The sequence below is a fragment of the Klebsiella ornithinolytica NBRC 105727 = ATCC 31898 genome (assembly GCF_001598295.1).
Taxonomy (GTDB): domain Bacteria; phylum Pseudomonadota; class Gammaproteobacteria; order Enterobacterales; family Enterobacteriaceae; genus Klebsiella; species Klebsiella ornithinolytica.
This window is the reverse complement of sequence record NZ_BCYR01000007.1, coordinates 140,180-154,557: the sequence shown is the minus strand read 5'-3', so window position 1 is coordinate 154,557 and position 14,378 is coordinate 140,180. Positions and strand designations below refer to the sequence as shown.

General features: G+C 56.0%; 10 protein-coding genes and 1 pseudogene. 6 read left to right on the top strand and 5 right to left on the bottom strand.

Features of this window, described 5'->3' with window-relative positions:
- The first annotated feature begins 235 nt into the window (after nt 1-235).
- The 6 genes from ROR01S_RS15450 (at nt 236) to ROR01S_RS15425 (ending at nt 7,160) form a co-directional block, all read left to right on the top strand.
- Nucleotides 236-841: an ankyrin repeat domain-containing protein gene (locus ROR01S_RS15450; protein ID WP_004858963.1), complete on the top strand. Its 606-nt coding sequence runs from the start codon at nt 236-238 to the stop codon at nt 839-841.
- 39 nt (nt 842-880) lie between these two features.
- On the top strand, nt 881-1,744 hold the full coding sequence (locus tag ROR01S_RS15445; protein ID WP_064359657.1) for an oxamate carbamoyltransferase subunit AllH family protein: 864 nt from the start codon (nt 881-883) through the stop codon (nt 1,742-1,744).
- Nucleotides 1,734-3,281, top strand: coding sequence for an acyl-CoA synthetase FdrA (gene fdrA, locus ROR01S_RS15440; protein ID WP_064359656.1), 1,548 nt, complete (start codon nt 1,734-1,736; stop codon nt 3,279-3,281). The genes ROR01S_RS15445 and fdrA overlap by 11 nt, the downstream gene beginning before the upstream one ends.
- The gene (locus ROR01S_RS15435) at nt 3,281-4,699 is read left to right on the top strand and encodes a YlbE family protein (protein ID WP_064359655.1); all 1,419 of its coding nucleotides are present in this window, start codon (nt 3,281-3,283) and stop codon (nt 4,697-4,699) included. Before fdrA ends, ROR01S_RS15435 begins: the two co-directional genes overlap by 1 nt.
- Nucleotides 4,700-4,790: 91 nt before the next feature.
- Entirely contained in the window at nt 4,791-5,741 is a 951-nt protein-coding gene (locus tag ROR01S_RS15430; RefSeq protein WP_004858949.1) for a carbamate kinase family protein, read from the top strand.
- A gap of 30 nt (nt 5,742-5,771) precedes the next feature.
- Complete coding sequence (locus ROR01S_RS15425) at nt 5,772-7,160, top strand: amidohydrolase family protein (protein WP_004858946.1); 1,389 nt, start codon at nt 5,772-5,774, stop codon at nt 7,158-7,160.
- A gap of 173 nt (nt 7,161-7,333) precedes the next feature.
- On the opposite strand, the gene lysS is transcribed toward ROR01S_RS15425, so the two are convergent.
- The 5 genes and pseudogenes from lysS to cadB form a co-directional block, all read right to left on the bottom strand.
- On the bottom strand, nt 7,334-8,851 hold the full coding sequence (lysS, locus tag ROR01S_RS15420; protein WP_004858943.1) for a lysine--tRNA ligase: 1,518 nt from the start codon (nt 8,849-8,851) through the stop codon (nt 7,334-7,336).
- Between the two features lie 9 nt (nt 8,852-8,860).
- A pseudogene (locus tag ROR01S_RS27585) lies at nt 8,861-8,950 on the bottom strand (hypothetical protein); the annotation flags it as partial.
- Nucleotides 8,951-9,242: 292 nt separating this feature from the next.
- Complete coding sequence (gene dtpD, locus ROR01S_RS15415; protein ID WP_004858940.1) at nt 9,243-10,718, bottom strand: dipeptide permease DtpD; 1,476 nt, start codon at nt 10,716-10,718, stop codon at nt 9,243-9,245.
- 57 nt (nt 10,719-10,775) lie between these two features.
- Entirely contained in the window at nt 10,776-12,923 is a 2,148-nt protein-coding gene (gene cadA, locus ROR01S_RS15410) for a lysine decarboxylase CadA (protein WP_004858936.1), read from the bottom strand.
- Between the two features lie 82 nt (nt 12,924-13,005).
- Nucleotides 13,006-14,343 (bottom strand): cadaverine/lysine antiporter, encoded by a 1,338-nt coding sequence (gene cadB / locus ROR01S_RS15405; RefSeq protein WP_004858934.1) that lies wholly within the window; start codon nt 14,341-14,343, stop codon nt 13,006-13,008.
- Nucleotides 14,344-14,378: the final 35 nt, after the last annotated feature.

Sequence of the window (14,378 nt, the reverse complement as noted above, 5' to 3'; positions counted from 1 at the left end):
TCGTGGAAATTGGTTTCGTTCGGGAACTATATAGAAATAATCCCCTCTTGAATTACGGGAAATCGCATGCAAGAAACAAACATTGCACTGCCGCACAGTCTGCATCCATTATTAAAAAATATTCAACAATGAGTGGGGTTATCGCGAATAAAATTTAAGCGGGTTCTTTTATCTATTTTTGGTTGCTATGCTCAGGTCATCAAAAAGTCTCAGCCGCCACCACAGGAGTAAGATGATGACCACGGAAAATATTATTGCTGAATATCTTTTGGCTGCGGAGCAAGGCAATGTCGAACAATTAAAAACCTGTTTAGCCCGTGGCGTCGATATTAATGCCAGCAATCGCCAGGGGCGAACCGCTATTACTCTGGCCAGCCTGAATAAACATTATGCCTGCGTGTCTGTGCTCATTGCCGCTGGTGTCGATATTGATAAGCAGGACCAGACCTGTTTTAACCCGTTCTTACTGAGCTGCCTGAATAATGACGTCGAGCTGCTGCATTTAATTCTGCCAGCGAAACCTGACCTTACGCGTTTAAGCCGTTTCGGTGGCGTCGGTCTGACGCCGGCCTGCGAAAAGGGTCATCTTGAGATCGTAAAAATTCTGTTGACCGAAACCGATATTAACGTCAACCACACTAACTTTGTCGGCTGGACGCCGCTGCTGGAAGCGATTGTTTTAAACGATGGCGGCGCAACGCAGCAGGAGATCGTTAAGCTGCTGCTGGACCACGGCGCCAATCCCCATATGACCGATAAATATGGCAAAACGCCGCTGGAACTGGCGTGGGATAAGGGCTTTGCTGAAATCGCCCACCTGCTGGTTGCCGCCGGCGCCTGAGGAAGGAGAACGGCCATCGACACCTCCTTACGGCGGTGTGTGCAAGCGCTAACTGCGGATGAGAGCTTTCTCACTCAACGCGGCGGCGGACGGGTCGAGCAGGTCTTCTCGCGTGCGGTCAACCTGCGGATTCCCGACAAGCCAGGGCTCCTGACGCTGCTGTGCGCCGCATATGACAATGCGCCCAACAGCTGTAGGTTAGCACTCACCTACTTTGACAACCTGTTCCGGCCAGGGGAAAGCGTCCGGTTCACCGATTCAGGAATGTATATTGGCAATGATAAATGGATAGACCTCCAGCGCTGTGAGCGCTGGCAAATGCCAACGGCCGTATTAAGCGCGGCAGCATTGACCCGGATAGCCTGGCGACGCTGGCAAAACATTATCATTGAGCAACTGCATGAGGACGATACCTTATTTCTTTATCGCGGCGACAACCCGTTTTATAAAGCGATGGGGTGCGAATTACAGCATCGCCGGAAAACATTATTTAACGCCCTTCGGCAAAATAAAAATATCAGTGCCGCCATCGCTAATATGCTCGGACTAGGTATTGGCCTGACGCCATCGGCGGATGATTACCTGGTAGGCCTTAGCGTTATTTTATTTATTAACGGACATCCGGCTAATCAATACCGGGATGAATTTTTAGCGGCGCTGCAGTGTGCCAGACATAACACCACGCCGCTCAGCGCGATTACGCTGGAGGCAGCTATTAATCAGCGCTATCGCGAAAGTATCGCCGGGTTGATTAACCTCATGATTAATCAACCGACAATCTTTTCTATTGCGGCAATTGCCGATATTAAAAATATTGGCTCAAGTTCCGGCAGCGACATGCTATTGGGCATGGCGGATGCCTGCGCGCTGAGCCAAACGTATGGAGGGAATTATGTCAGTTAAAATAGTCGTGAAGAAGAATACCTATTTTGATTCCGTCTCATTAATGTCGATATCCACCCGCGCCAATAAGATCGACGGCGTAGAGCAGGCATTTGTAGCGATGGCGACCGAAATGAACAAAGGAGTCCTGAAGAATCTGGGACTGCTGACGCCGGAGCTGGAAGCAGCGAAAAACGGCGACCTGATGATCGTCATTAATGGCCAGGACGGCGCCGATAACGAGCAAATTCTCTCCGGGATCGAAGCGCTATTTAGCCAAAAAGCGCAAAGCGGCCAGCACGAAGCGCGCTATGCCACCCTCGCCAGCGCTAAAAAACATCTTCCGGACAGCAATATGGCGGTTATCTCAGTCAACGGACTGTTCGCCGCCCGCGAAGCACGACAGGCGTTACAAAACGGTCTCAACGTGATGTTGTTTTCCGATAACGTCTCTCTCGAGGACGAACGCGCGCTGAAACAACTGGCCCATGAGAAAGGTTTGCTGCTGATGGGGCCAGACTGCGGGACCGCCATCATTAACGGCACCGGTCTGTGCTTCGCAAATGCGGCACGCCGCGGCAACATCGGTATTATCGGCGCCTCTGGCACCGGTAGCCAGGAGCTGAGCGTGCGTATTCACGCGTTCGGCGGCGGCATATCACAACTTATCGGCACCGGCGGTCGCGACCTGAGTGAAAAAATCGGCGGCATGATGATGCTCGATGCCATTCAGATGCTGGAAGCGGATCCGCAAACGGAAATTATCGCCCTCGTCTCCAAGCCGCCCGCCCCGACCGTGGCGAAAAAAGTGCTGGAGCGCGCACGCGCCTGCCGTAAACCGGTTGTCGTGTGCTTCCTGGGCCGCGCCGAACCACCGGCCGATGAGCAAGGTCTGCAGTTTGCCCGCGGCACCAGAGAAGCGGCGCTGAAGGCGGTACTGCTGAGCGGCGTTAAGCAACAAAATCTCGATTTGCCCCCGCTGGACCCGGCATTGATTGCTGAAATTCGTGCACAGCTCACGCCGCAGCAGAAATACATTCGCGGCCTGTTCTGCGGCGGCACGCTGTGCGACGAAACCATGTTCGCCGTCCTGGAAAAACAGGCCGAAGTTTACAGTAACATTCAGCCGGATCCGGCTTATCGCCTGAGCGATATCAACCACAGCATCAAGCACACCTTCCTCGATTTCGGCGATGACGACTTCACCAATGGTAAACCGCACCCGATGATCGACCCAACCAACCGCATCAGCCGCCTGCTGCAGGAAGCGCGCGATCCAGAAGTTGCGGCGATCGTGATGGACTTCGTGCTGGGCTTTGGGTCGCATGAAGATCCGGTCGGGTCGACGATCGAGGCGATCAAAGAGGCAAAAGCCATTGCCGCCGCCGATGGCCGTCGGCTGACGATCCTCGCTTACGTTTTAGGCACCGATATCGATACGCCATCGCGGGAACAACAGCGCCTGATGCTTAGCGAGGCGGGCGTCATTCTGGCCAACAGCAGTACCGAGACCGGCCTGCTGGCGCGTGAACTTATCTGCAAAGGGGAGAACGCCTGATGAATCAGTCACTATTCAGCCAGCCGCTGAACGTTATTAATGTCGGGATCGCGATGTTCAGCGATGATCTGAAAAAGCAGCATACGGCGGTGACCCAGCTCGACTGGACGCCGCCAGGCCAGGGCAATATGCGGGTGGTCAATGCCCTCGACGCGCTTGCCGACTCCGCGCTGGCGGATAAAATCGCCGCCGCCAACCAGCAGGCGCTGGAACGCATTATCCAGTCGCATCCGGTCCTCACGGGCTTCGACCAGGCCATCAACGTGGTGCCTGGGATGACGGCAAAAACCATTCTCCACGCCGGGCCGCCGGTAACGTGGGAAAAGATGTGCGGAGCGATGAAAGGTGCGATCACCGGCGCGCTGGTATTTGAAGGGCTGGCAAACAATCTGGCTGATGCCGCCGAACTGGCCGCTTCAGGTGAAATCACCTTCTCGCCATGTCACGAACATGACTGCGTCGGGTCTATGGCCGGCGTCACCTCCGCCTCCATGTTTATGCATATTGTCGAGAACAAAACCTACGGCAACATCGCTTATACCAACATGAGCGAGCAGATGGCGAAGATCCTGCGCATGGGGGCTAACGACCAGAGCGTTATCGACCGTCTGAACTGGATGCGTGACGTCCAGGGGCCGATGCTGCGCGACGCCATGAAGGTGATTGGCGAAATCGATCTGCGCCTGATGCTGGCGCAGGCCCTGCATATGGGCGATGAGTGCCACAACCGCAACAATGCCGGTACCACGCTACTGATCCAGGCGCTGACGCCGGGCATTATTCAGGCCGGCTATCCGGTCGAACAGCAGCGTGAAGTCTTTGAATTCGTCGCCAGCAGCGACTATTTCTCCGGCCCGACGTGGATGGCGATGTGTAAAGCCGCGATGGATGCCGCCCACGGCATTGAGTACAGCACCGTCGTTACCACCATGGCGCGTAACGGCGTCGAGTTCGGTCTGCGAGTCAGCGGGTTGCCGGGAGAGTGGTTCACCGGCCCGGCGCAGCAGGTGATCGGCCCGATGTTTGCCGGTTATAAGCCGGAGGATTCCGGTCTCGATATCGGCGATAGCGCGATTACCGAAACCTACGGCATTGGCGGTTTCGCTATGGCAACGGCACCGGCCATCGTCGCACTGGTTGGCGGAACGGTGGACGAGGCCATCGATTTCTCCCGCCAGATGCGTGAAATCACCCTCGGTGAAAACCCCAACGTCACTATCCCGCTGCTCGGGTTTATGGGTGTGCCGACCGCTATCGATATTACCCGCGTCGGCAGCAGCGGTATTCTGCCGGTGATCAATACCGCCATCGCCCACAAAGATGCGGGCATCGGTATGATCGGCGCCGGCATCGTCCACCCGCCGTTTGCCTGTTTTGAAAAAGCCATTTTGCGCTGGGTCGAACGTTACGGCGCTTAAAAACATCCCCGGCCCGGGGCGAAAGCGCCCTGGCCGGGCGATAAATCTGATAACAACAACGCCATTACCTTCTGTACCGGGAACCTACACGATGAAAGAACTTGTGGTCGTTGCCATTGGCGGCAACAGTATCATCAAAGATAACGCCAGCCAGTCAATTGAACATCAGGCTGAAGCGGTCAAGGCCGTGGCGGATACGGTGCTGGCCATGCTGGCGTCGGACTACCATCTTGTCCTGACCCACGGCAACGGGCCGCAGGTCGGACTGGATTTACGCCGCGCTGAAATCGCTCATGAGTGCGAAGGTCTGCCGCTGACGCCGCTGGCCAACTGCGTTGCCGACACCCAGGGTGGAATCGGCTACCTGATTCAGCAGGCGCTCAATAATCGCCTGGCCCACCGCGGCGAACAAAAAGCGGTGACCGTCGTCACCCAGGTCGAAGTCGATAAAAATGACCCCGGCTTTACCCACCCGACGAAACCGATTGGCGCTTTTTTTAGCGAAGCCCAGCGCGATGATCTCCGGCAGACGCATCCGGACTGGCACTTCGTCGAAGATGCCGGGCGTGGCTATCGGCGGGTGGTCGCCTCGCCGGAACCCAAACGCATCGTGGAAGCCGAAGCCATTAAAGCGCTGACCCGACAAGGGTTCGTGGTGATCGGCGCCGGCGGCGGCGGCATCCCTGTAGTCCGCAGCGCGCAGGGAGATTATCAGAGCGTTGATGCGGTGATTGATAAGGATCTCTCAACCGCGCTACTGGCACGGGAGATTCACGCCGATATCCTGGCCATCACCACCGGCGTTGAAAAAGTGTGCATTCACTTTGGGCAGCCCCGGCAGCAGGCGCTGGGGACGGTCAATATCAGCGATATGACCCGCTATATGCAGGAAGGTCACTTTCCGGCCGGCAGCATGTTGCCCAAAATCGTCGCCAGCCTCGCGTTTTTAAAGCATGGCGGCAAGCGGGTGATTATCACCACGCCGGAGTGTTTACCCGCTGCGCTGCGCGGAGAGACCGGTACCCATCTTGTGCACGACTGAGCAAATGAAAAGAAAGAAAAAGGAAGATTCATGAATAAAGACAATAGCCGTCGCGAATTTCTCAGCCAGAGCGGAAAAATGGTCACCGCCGCCGCCCTGTTTGCCGCCGCCGCACCCGTCGTTTACGCCGATGAGCGCTCGATATCCGCGACGACCTGCGACAACCAAAAGGTTATCAGCCCCGACGACACCCACTACTATCTCGATAATGTCCTGCTGGAAAGCGGCTTTGAGTATGAAAATGACGTAGTAGTACACACTCGTACCGAACGGCAAACCCTCGAGATTGCCGACGGCAAAATTATCGCGCTCCACAACCATCGCAGCCACCCTGATGCCTCCCTGCCCCGCTATGATGCCGGCGGTAAGCTGATGCTCCCGGCGATGCGCGATATGCATATCCATCTGGATAAAACCTTTTACGGCGGCCCGTGGCGTTCACTCAACCGCCCGGCGGGCACCACGATTCAGGACATGATTAAGCTTGAGCAGAAGCTGTTGCCTGAGCTCCAGCCGTACACCCGCCAGCACGCGGAAAAACTGATCGACCTGCTCCAGTCAAAAGGGTCAACGATAGCCCGCAGCCACTGCAATATCGAACCCACCTCCGGGTTGAAAAACCTCGAAGATCTGCAGGCAGTCCTCGCGCACCGCCAGCCGGGTTTCGCCTGCGAGATTGTCGCTTTTCCGCAGCACGGACTCCTGCTGTCAAAATCAGAACCGCTGGTACGTGAAGCCATGCAGGCCGGCGCACACTACGTCGGTGGCCTCGATCCGACCAACGTTGATGGAGCGATGGAGAAATCCCTCGATACCATGTTCCAGATAGCGCTGGATTATAACAAAGGGGTCGATATCCATCTCCACGAAACCAGCCCGGCGGGCGTCGCGGCGATAAACTATATGGTAGAGACCGTAGAGAAAACCCCGGCGCTAAAAGGCAAGCTGACTATCAGCCACGCTTTTGCGCTGGCGACATTGAACGAACAGCAGGTTGAGGCCATTGCCAGCCGCATGGCGGCCCAGCACATCACCATCGCCTCCACCGTGCCGATCGGTACCCTGCACATGCCGCTGCAGCAGCTGCGGGATAAAGGGGTATTTGTAATGACCGGCACCGACAGCGTGATTGACCATTGGTCGCCATACGGCCTGGGCGACATGCTGGAAAAAGCCAATCTCTACGCCCAGCTCTATATTCGCCCCAACGAACAGACCCTTTCGCGTTCGCTGGCAATTGCCACCGGCAACGTACTGCCGCTCAACGATCAAGGCCAGCGCGTCTGGCCGAAAGAGCAGGATGAGGCCAGCTTTGTGCTGGTCGATGCCTCCTGCTCCGCCGAAGCGGTGGCACGCATTTCACCGCGTACCGCGACCTTCCACAAGGGCAAGATGGTTTGGGGCAGCGTCGGCGCCTGAATATGACCGCATAAAAAGCCCCGGCAAACCGGTGCTTTCGCCCGGCGGCGCTACGCTTACGAAGGCCTCGAGGCTGAATGCGGTCGACAGGCCGGGCAAGGCGCCCCCGCCTCCCGGCCAATAAACGCAAAACCCCGGCACCGGGCCGGGGTTTTATTTTTCACATCTCGCGGTTATTTCTGCGGACGCATCGCCGGGAACAAGATCACGTCGCGGATGGTGTGGCTGTTGGTAAACAGCATCACCATCCGGTCAATCCCGATGCCCAGACCGGCGGTCGGCGGCAGACCATACTCCAGCGCGGTGACGTAGTCTTCGTCGTAGAACATCGCTTCATCATCCCCGGCGGCTTTCGCATTCACCTGGTCCTGGAAGCGCTGCGCCTGGTCTTCCGCGTCGTTGAGCTCGCTGAAGCCGTTACCGATTTCGCGGCCGCCGATAAAGAACTCAAAGCGGTCGGTAATTTCCGGATTCACGTCATTACGGCGCGCCAGCGGAGAGACTTCCGCCGGGTATTCGGTGATAAAGGTCGGCTGAATCAGGTGCGCTTCCGCCACTTCATCAAAGATTTCCGTGACGATACGACCCAGGCCCCAGCTCTTCTCAACGTGAATACCGATGGACTCCGCAAGGGCTTTCGCCGCGTCGAAGTTATCGAGATCCGCCATCTCGGTTTCCGGACGGTATTTCTTGATAGCCTCACGCATGGTCAGCTTTTCAAACGGTTTGCCGAAGTCGAAGATCTGGTCGCCGTATGGAACTTCTGTTTTACCCAGCACGGTCTGCGCCAGGGTGCGGAACAGGGATTCGGTCAGCTCGATCAGATCTTTGTAATCCGCGTACGCCATATAGAGTTCCATCATGGTGAACTCTGGGTTGTGACGCACGGAGATGCCTTCGTTACGGAAGTTACGGTTGATTTCGAATACGCGTTCGAAGCCGCCCACAACCAGACGCTTCAGATACAGTTCCGGCGCGATACGCAGGTACATGTCCATATCCAGCGCGTTGTGATGGGTGATGAACGGACGGGCAGACGCACCGCCGGGGATCACCTGCATCATCGGGGTTTCGACTTCCATAAAACCGCGGCCTACCATGAACTGGCGCATCGTCGCGAGGATCTGCGAACGGACTTTAAACGTGCGGCGGGATTCGTCGTTGGCGATCAGATCCAGATAGCGCTGACGGTAACGGACTTCCTGATCCTGCAGGCCGTGAAATTTGTCCGGCAGCGGGCGCAGAGCTTTGGTCAGCAGACGCAGCTCAGTACAGTGGATAGACAGCTCGCCGGTTTGGGTTTTAAACAGCTTACCGCGGGCGGCAATAATGTCGCCAAGGTCCCACTTTTTGAACTGTTCGTTATAGACGCCTTCCGGCAGATCGTCGCGCGCAACGTACAGCTGAATACGCCCGCCGACGTCCTGCAGAGTGACGAAAGAGGCTTTCCCCATGATGCGACGGGTCATCATACGACCAGCAACGGAGACTTCAACGTTCAAGGAGGTGAGTGCTTCGTTATCCTTGTCATCGAATTCAGTGTGCAACTGGTCAGAAGTATGGTCACGACGAAAATCATTCGGGAACGGGATACCCTGCTCACGAAGCTGAGCCAGCTTTTCACGACGGGTTTTCAGTTCATTATTAAGGTCAATTGCCTCATCGGCACTTTGTGCTTGTTGTTCAGACATGTTGGTTCCTCATAACCCTGCTTTCAAACTTGCTTCGATAAATTGCGCCAGGCCACTATCCAGCGCGGCCTGGTCAGTGCGGGTCTCTACACCAGTGCGCGGCCGATCGTTGACGTTATCGCCAAAGACCGAACGATAGAATCATAAATAACCTGGCCTTACTTAAGGCTGATATCACTCAGCAATAGCCAAACTAAAGTTTTTTTCATCGATGGCTTGCCACCTATACAGAATATCCTCCTCCTAACAGTCAAACGATGCAAGGCGCTGTTTTCGCACCTGCGTCGGCCATGTATTGATCCTTTCGCTCGGCGACATATCCCGGCGGCGCGCAGCGCCTGAGCGGGCGACGAGCCCGTAGCGCCTGGGTTTTGCCGCCCGGAAACCATGGCTACGCGCCCCCTCCGGGAAGTTCACCGGTCGCGGCGCGGCGCTTGCCGACGCTGCAGGCGGCAGCGAAGGCCAGGATGACAATCACCGTTACGCAGCCCAGCGTCCACTCCCCCATCTGGGAGAAGAAATGCTGATACGCGGCGATCGCCGTTTCGCTAATCTGTGATTCGGTGGTCTGCTGCGCGACGATACCCGCCAGCCAGTTGGCCACCGCGCCGGTCGCCAGCATATAAATTCCGGTCAGTACCCCGGTCACGCCCGGCATATTCAGGCGCGTGATCTGCGCCATCGCCACCGGGTCGATAAACAGCTCGGCGAAGCCCATCAGCGCCAGTCCGCCGACCATCAGCCCCATTGATGCCTGGCCATCGACGGCGCCATGACGTGCGTTCAGGGCCAGCACAATAAAACCGCAGCCCATCAGCACCAGGCCAAAAGCAAATTTCAGCCACACGCGAAGCACCGATCGCGTGCTGCCTTCCGGGCGCATCAGCCAGGCCAGCGCCACGCCTGCCGCCATCACGGCAACGGCATTCACCGACTGGAAGAGAGCCGTCGGCACCTCAATGGTGAACAGTCGGCGATTAACAAAGCGATCGATAAACAGGCTGATAGAGCTACCGCCCTGCTGCGCCAGAACCCAGAACAGCGTGCCGGTCAGCATCAGCAGTACGATTTGCCACAGCGCGCGACGGTGCTGCGGAGAGTTCACCATAATGCGCGCCACCATTTGGGCGGCGAAGACGCAGACAATAGCCAGCAGATAGCCCGACCAGTTATTTTCCAGCAGCAGCGTGAAGAACACCGGCGCCACGCAGAGCATGACCACCAGCCAGCCCCAGGTCGGCAGCACAAATTTCACCGCGCACAGCGCCTGCCTGTCGACGCCGCGGGTGTGGCTGAAGTGACGATGGCCGCTGAGGAAAATCAGCAGGCCGATAAACATGCCGATCCCCGCCAGCGCAAAACCGATATGCCAGCCATACCACTGCGCCGCCAGCCCGCAGGCGATGGGTGCCGCGATGGAGCCGACATTGCCGGCGGCGTACAGCAGCGAGAAACCGCCGTCGCGGCGATGGTCATCAACGGCGTAAAGCTCGCCCAGCAGGCAGCTGATGTTGGATTTGAACAGGCCGTAGCCGCAGATAATGATCGCCAGCGCGAGGTACAGACTCCAGGTTGCATCAGATTCAACGCCCAGCACGACGTGGCCGAGCGTCATCAACAGCGCGCCGGCAATGACCGCCGTGCGATTGCCGAGCAGGCGGTCGGCAAGCCAGCCGCCGAGAATGGGGGTAACGTAAACCAGGGAAGCGTAAGCGCTGAACAGACTGATGGCGTGGCTGTCATCAAAGCCAAGCTGATGGGTGAGGTAGAGGATAAGTAAGGCACGCATGCCGTAAAAGCTGAAATATTCCCAGATTTGGATCGCTACGATGTAATAGATCGCGCGCGGTTGTGAGGGTGTTTTCATGAGGTCTCCTGCAGCGTGAAAAAGGGAAGTGGCACGCCACTTCCCCTGGAGCTTCAATTACTTGTTGTTTTCTTCTTTCAGCACTTTAACGGTGTAGCGACCATCCGCCTGACGATATGCGCCGTGGATATCGGTTTCGAAGCCCGGGTAGTGGGCGCCGATTTCGCACAGCATCTGCAGGAACTCCAGCACCGGACGGCTCTCTTCGGTGATCATTTCGCCCGGCATCACCAGCGGAACTCCCGGAGGATACGGCAGGATCATGTTGGCGTTGACACGGCCCACCATCTCTTCGAGATAGACCTCTTCCGTCTGACCGTGCAGCTCTTTCTGGAACGCAGCGTACGGCGTGATCATCATGGTCGGCAGCACTTCGAAAGCGCGGAACATCAGATCCGGCAGGTTGTGATGCGCAATCAGTTTGTGAATATTCTGCGCCAGTTCCTGAACTCGCATGTTTTCATAGAACTCCGGATCTTCACGATACAGAGACGGCAGCATGTTTTTCACGCGCAGGTTCAGGTCGAAGGCACGTTTAAAGTCGGTCAGCGCGCGCAGCAGGCTCAGCGCTTTGGTTTTGTCGATACCGATGCTGAACAGGAACAGCAGGTTGTACGGACCGGTTTTCTCTACCACGATGCCGTGTTCGTCGAGATATTTCGCCACGATGCTTGCCGGAATACCGAACTCATCCATGGTGCCGTCTTTCTTCATCCCCGGAGTCAGCAGCGTGACTTTGATCGGGTCGAGGTACATGTGTTCGTTATCGATGTTTTTGAAACCGTGCCATGCGCTATCAGAACGCAGCGGCCAGCATTCCGGGCCATCGATATGTTCCGGCTGCCAGACGTCGAAGAACCAGCCTTCGGATTCGCCTTTCAGACGTTTGATCTCTTTACGGAACTTGATAGAACGTTCGATAGAGCCATCGATCAGACGCTTACCGGCATTACCTTTCATCATCGCCGCGGCCGTTTCCGTCGAGGCAACCACGCCGTAGTGCGGAGAGGTGGTAGTGTGCATCATGTAGGCTTCGTTAAAGGTCTCTTCGTTAACATCGCCTTTAACGTGAATCATCGAAGCCTGAGAGAACGCCGCCAGCAGTTTGTGCGTGGACTGGGTTTCATAGATCACTTTCCCTTCCACACGGCCACCGCTCATCCCGCATTTACCGGCATAGATTGGCGAGAAGTTGGTGTAAGGCACCCACGCGGAGTCAAAGTGGATAGATTTCACATCCAGCGTTTTCTTGATGAAGTCGGTGTTATACAGCAGACCATCGTAGGTGGAGTTGGTGATAACCGCGTGCACCGGCCAGGTGGCGTTCGGCGTCTCTTTGACGCGTTTGGCGATAGTGGCGTGCTGGAATTCGCTCTGCGGAATACCGCCGAGGATGCCGTAGGCGTTACGGGTCGGACGGAAGTAAATCGGCGTAATATCGCTCATCATCATCAGGTGAGTCAGCGATTTGTGACAGTTACGGTCAATCAGTACGGTGCTGCCAGCAGGCGCAGAGTACATACCGACGATTTTGTTCGCCGTTGAGGTGCCGTTGGTCACCATGTAGCTGCGTTCGGCGTTAAAGACACGCGCAATATACTCTTCAGCTTCTTTATGCGGGCCGCTGTGGTCCAGCAGGGAACCCAGTTCAGAAACCGAAATGGAGATATCGGATTTCATGGTATTTGAACCAAAGAAATCATAGAAGATGCTGCCTACCGGGCTTTTCTGGAAGGCGGTACCGCCCATATGGCCTGGAGTACAGAAGGTGTATTTACCTTCACGCACATATTTGAACAGCGCTTTGGTCAGCGGCGGCAGAATGGTATCGATGTATTCATCGGTATTCTGTTTGATTTTATCGGCAATGTCGTCGGCCGCACCCAGCGCATATTCGAAGAAGCGCACCTGCATACGCAGATCGTTCAGGCTAACGTCCAGCGTCGAGTAGGTGTTGGCGAAAGCGTACAGCGGCATATATTCGTTCAGCTTGCTGATCTCTTCGCACAGTTCAAGATTGTATTTATCCCAGTCGAAGATCACGCCGCACAGACGGGCATTGTTTTCGATCAGTTTCAGTAAATCTTCGCGGTCGTTCGGATAGACAATACGGAAGTCCAGGCGTTCAAGGGCGCGATGCAGTTCACGGATAGGCTCTTCTTTAAAGTAGACGCCCATGTGATTCATGATTGCGATAACGTTCATAGTCGAATCTCCAGATATGGAGAGCCCCTCCCGTCACGTGGTGACAGGTGCAGGAAGGAGCTCCAGGAAAAGGGGTTACGGATTAATGCGCGCTGGCGGCAGAGCTGTCAGTGGTGTCGTTTTCGTGCTGACGCTGATGCATTTTGCGACCGTAGAACATCAGGATAATCAGGCTGACGATAAAGGTACCGGCCAGTTCGAAGGAGCTTGCCCCCATCAGGGCGATGAAGCAGAACGCACAGCCCAGGACGGAACAAATCAGGCTGACAAGGTTGCGAATGTTAATGCCTTCGAAACGAATCAGGTCAACGCAGGAGTAGAAGTAAGGCAGCATGGTCAGCAGGACGGCGATACCGGTCAGTTCACCGAACAGGTCAGACGCTTTACCACCGCTGGAGTTCATCAGGGTAATCAGCACCATCAGCGCGGTCATTTTCACCGCCGCCAGCAGCAGGCCTTTTTTCGGAATACCGTTGTTATCCACTTCACCGTACACTTTCGGGAAGTTGCCATCGTTAGCGGCACGGACCCCGGCCTGACCAACCAGCATCATCCAGGAGCCCAGAGAAGTCAGGCAGGCAAATGCGGTGAAGGCAGAGACGACCGGCGCAGCCCAGCCGCCAAGAATTGTTGAGGCGCTGATAGCGAACGGCGCACCGGAGGCAGCCATCTGAGCCGCAGGGTACATCCCGGCGATAACCTGAGTCGCAGCGATATAGACCACGCCGGCCATCGCGGTTCCCAGCATGGTTGCCAGCGGAACGGTACGTTTCGGGTTTTTCACCATCCCGGTGCTGACGGCGGCAGACTCAACGCCGACGAATGCCCACAGGCAGAGCAGAATACTTTTGATTACCGCATGGCTGTCTGGCGTGCTGGAGGTGTTCCAGTTTGCCTGATAGGTCGCCGCATCAAACCAGTGCCAGCCGATAACCGCGGTCATCACTACCGGAATTAATACCAGCACCAGACCAATGGTGGTCAGACGGCTTACCCAGGTCCCGCCGAGCATATTAACGAAGGTGAATATCCAGACGATCGCAATACACGCGATACCGGCTGGAATGGGGTTATTCAGAATCGGGAAGAAAGTAGACAAATAAGAAACGGCGGTAATACCGATGGCCAGATTACCAATCCAGTTTGCATGATAATAAAGGACGCCGGTCTGGAAACCGAACGCGGGAGATATTTCCCCGGCATAGGCAATTGGACCACCCTGCTGTGGGTTCTTGGTCGCCAGTCGGGCATAAACATAAGCCAGAGACATCGCACCAATAATAGAAATAACCCATCCCCAGATAGCAATACCACCGATGCTGGCGAGGTTCGCAGGTAATAATGCAATACCGCTCCCCATCATATTACCAGCGACGACGCCGGTACAGGCAAATAGCCCTATCTTCTTGGCAGAACTCATGTTTGCTTTTCTCCTAAGTTTATTTGGGAGGTACA

What these genes read in the sequence shown, in the direction of transcription:
- ROR01S_RS15450 (WP_004858963.1), top strand. Translation starts at nt 236, where the DNA reads ATGACCACGGAAAATATTATTGCTGAATATCTTTTGGCTGCGGAGCAA.
- fdrA (WP_064359656.1), top strand. Translation starts at nt 1,734, where the DNA reads ATGTCAGTTAAAATAGTCGTGAAGAAGAATACCTATTTTGATTCCGTC.
- ROR01S_RS15435 (WP_064359655.1), top strand. Translation starts at nt 3,281, where the DNA reads ATGAATCAGTCACTATTCAGCCAGCCGCTGAACGTTATTAATGTCGGG.
- ROR01S_RS15430 (WP_004858949.1), top strand. Translation starts at nt 4,791, where the DNA reads ATGAAAGAACTTGTGGTCGTTGCCATTGGCGGCAACAGTATCATCAAA.
- ROR01S_RS15425 (WP_004858946.1), top strand. Translation starts at nt 5,772, where the DNA reads ATGAATAAAGACAATAGCCGTCGCGAATTTCTCAGCCAGAGCGGAAAA.
- lysS (WP_004858943.1), bottom strand. Translation starts at nt 8,851, where the DNA reads ATGTCTGAACAACAAGCACAAAGTGCCGATGAGGCAATTGACCTTAAT.
- dtpD (WP_004858940.1), bottom strand. Translation starts at nt 10,718, where the DNA reads ATGAAAACACCCTCACAACCGCGCGCGATCTATTACATCGTAGCGATC.
- cadA (WP_004858936.1), bottom strand. Translation starts at nt 12,923, where the DNA reads ATGAACGTTATCGCAATCATGAATCACATGGGCGTCTACTTTAAAGAA.
- cadB (WP_004858934.1), bottom strand. Translation starts at nt 14,343, where the DNA reads ATGAGTTCTGCCAAGAAGATAGGGCTATTTGCCTGTACCGGCGTCGTC.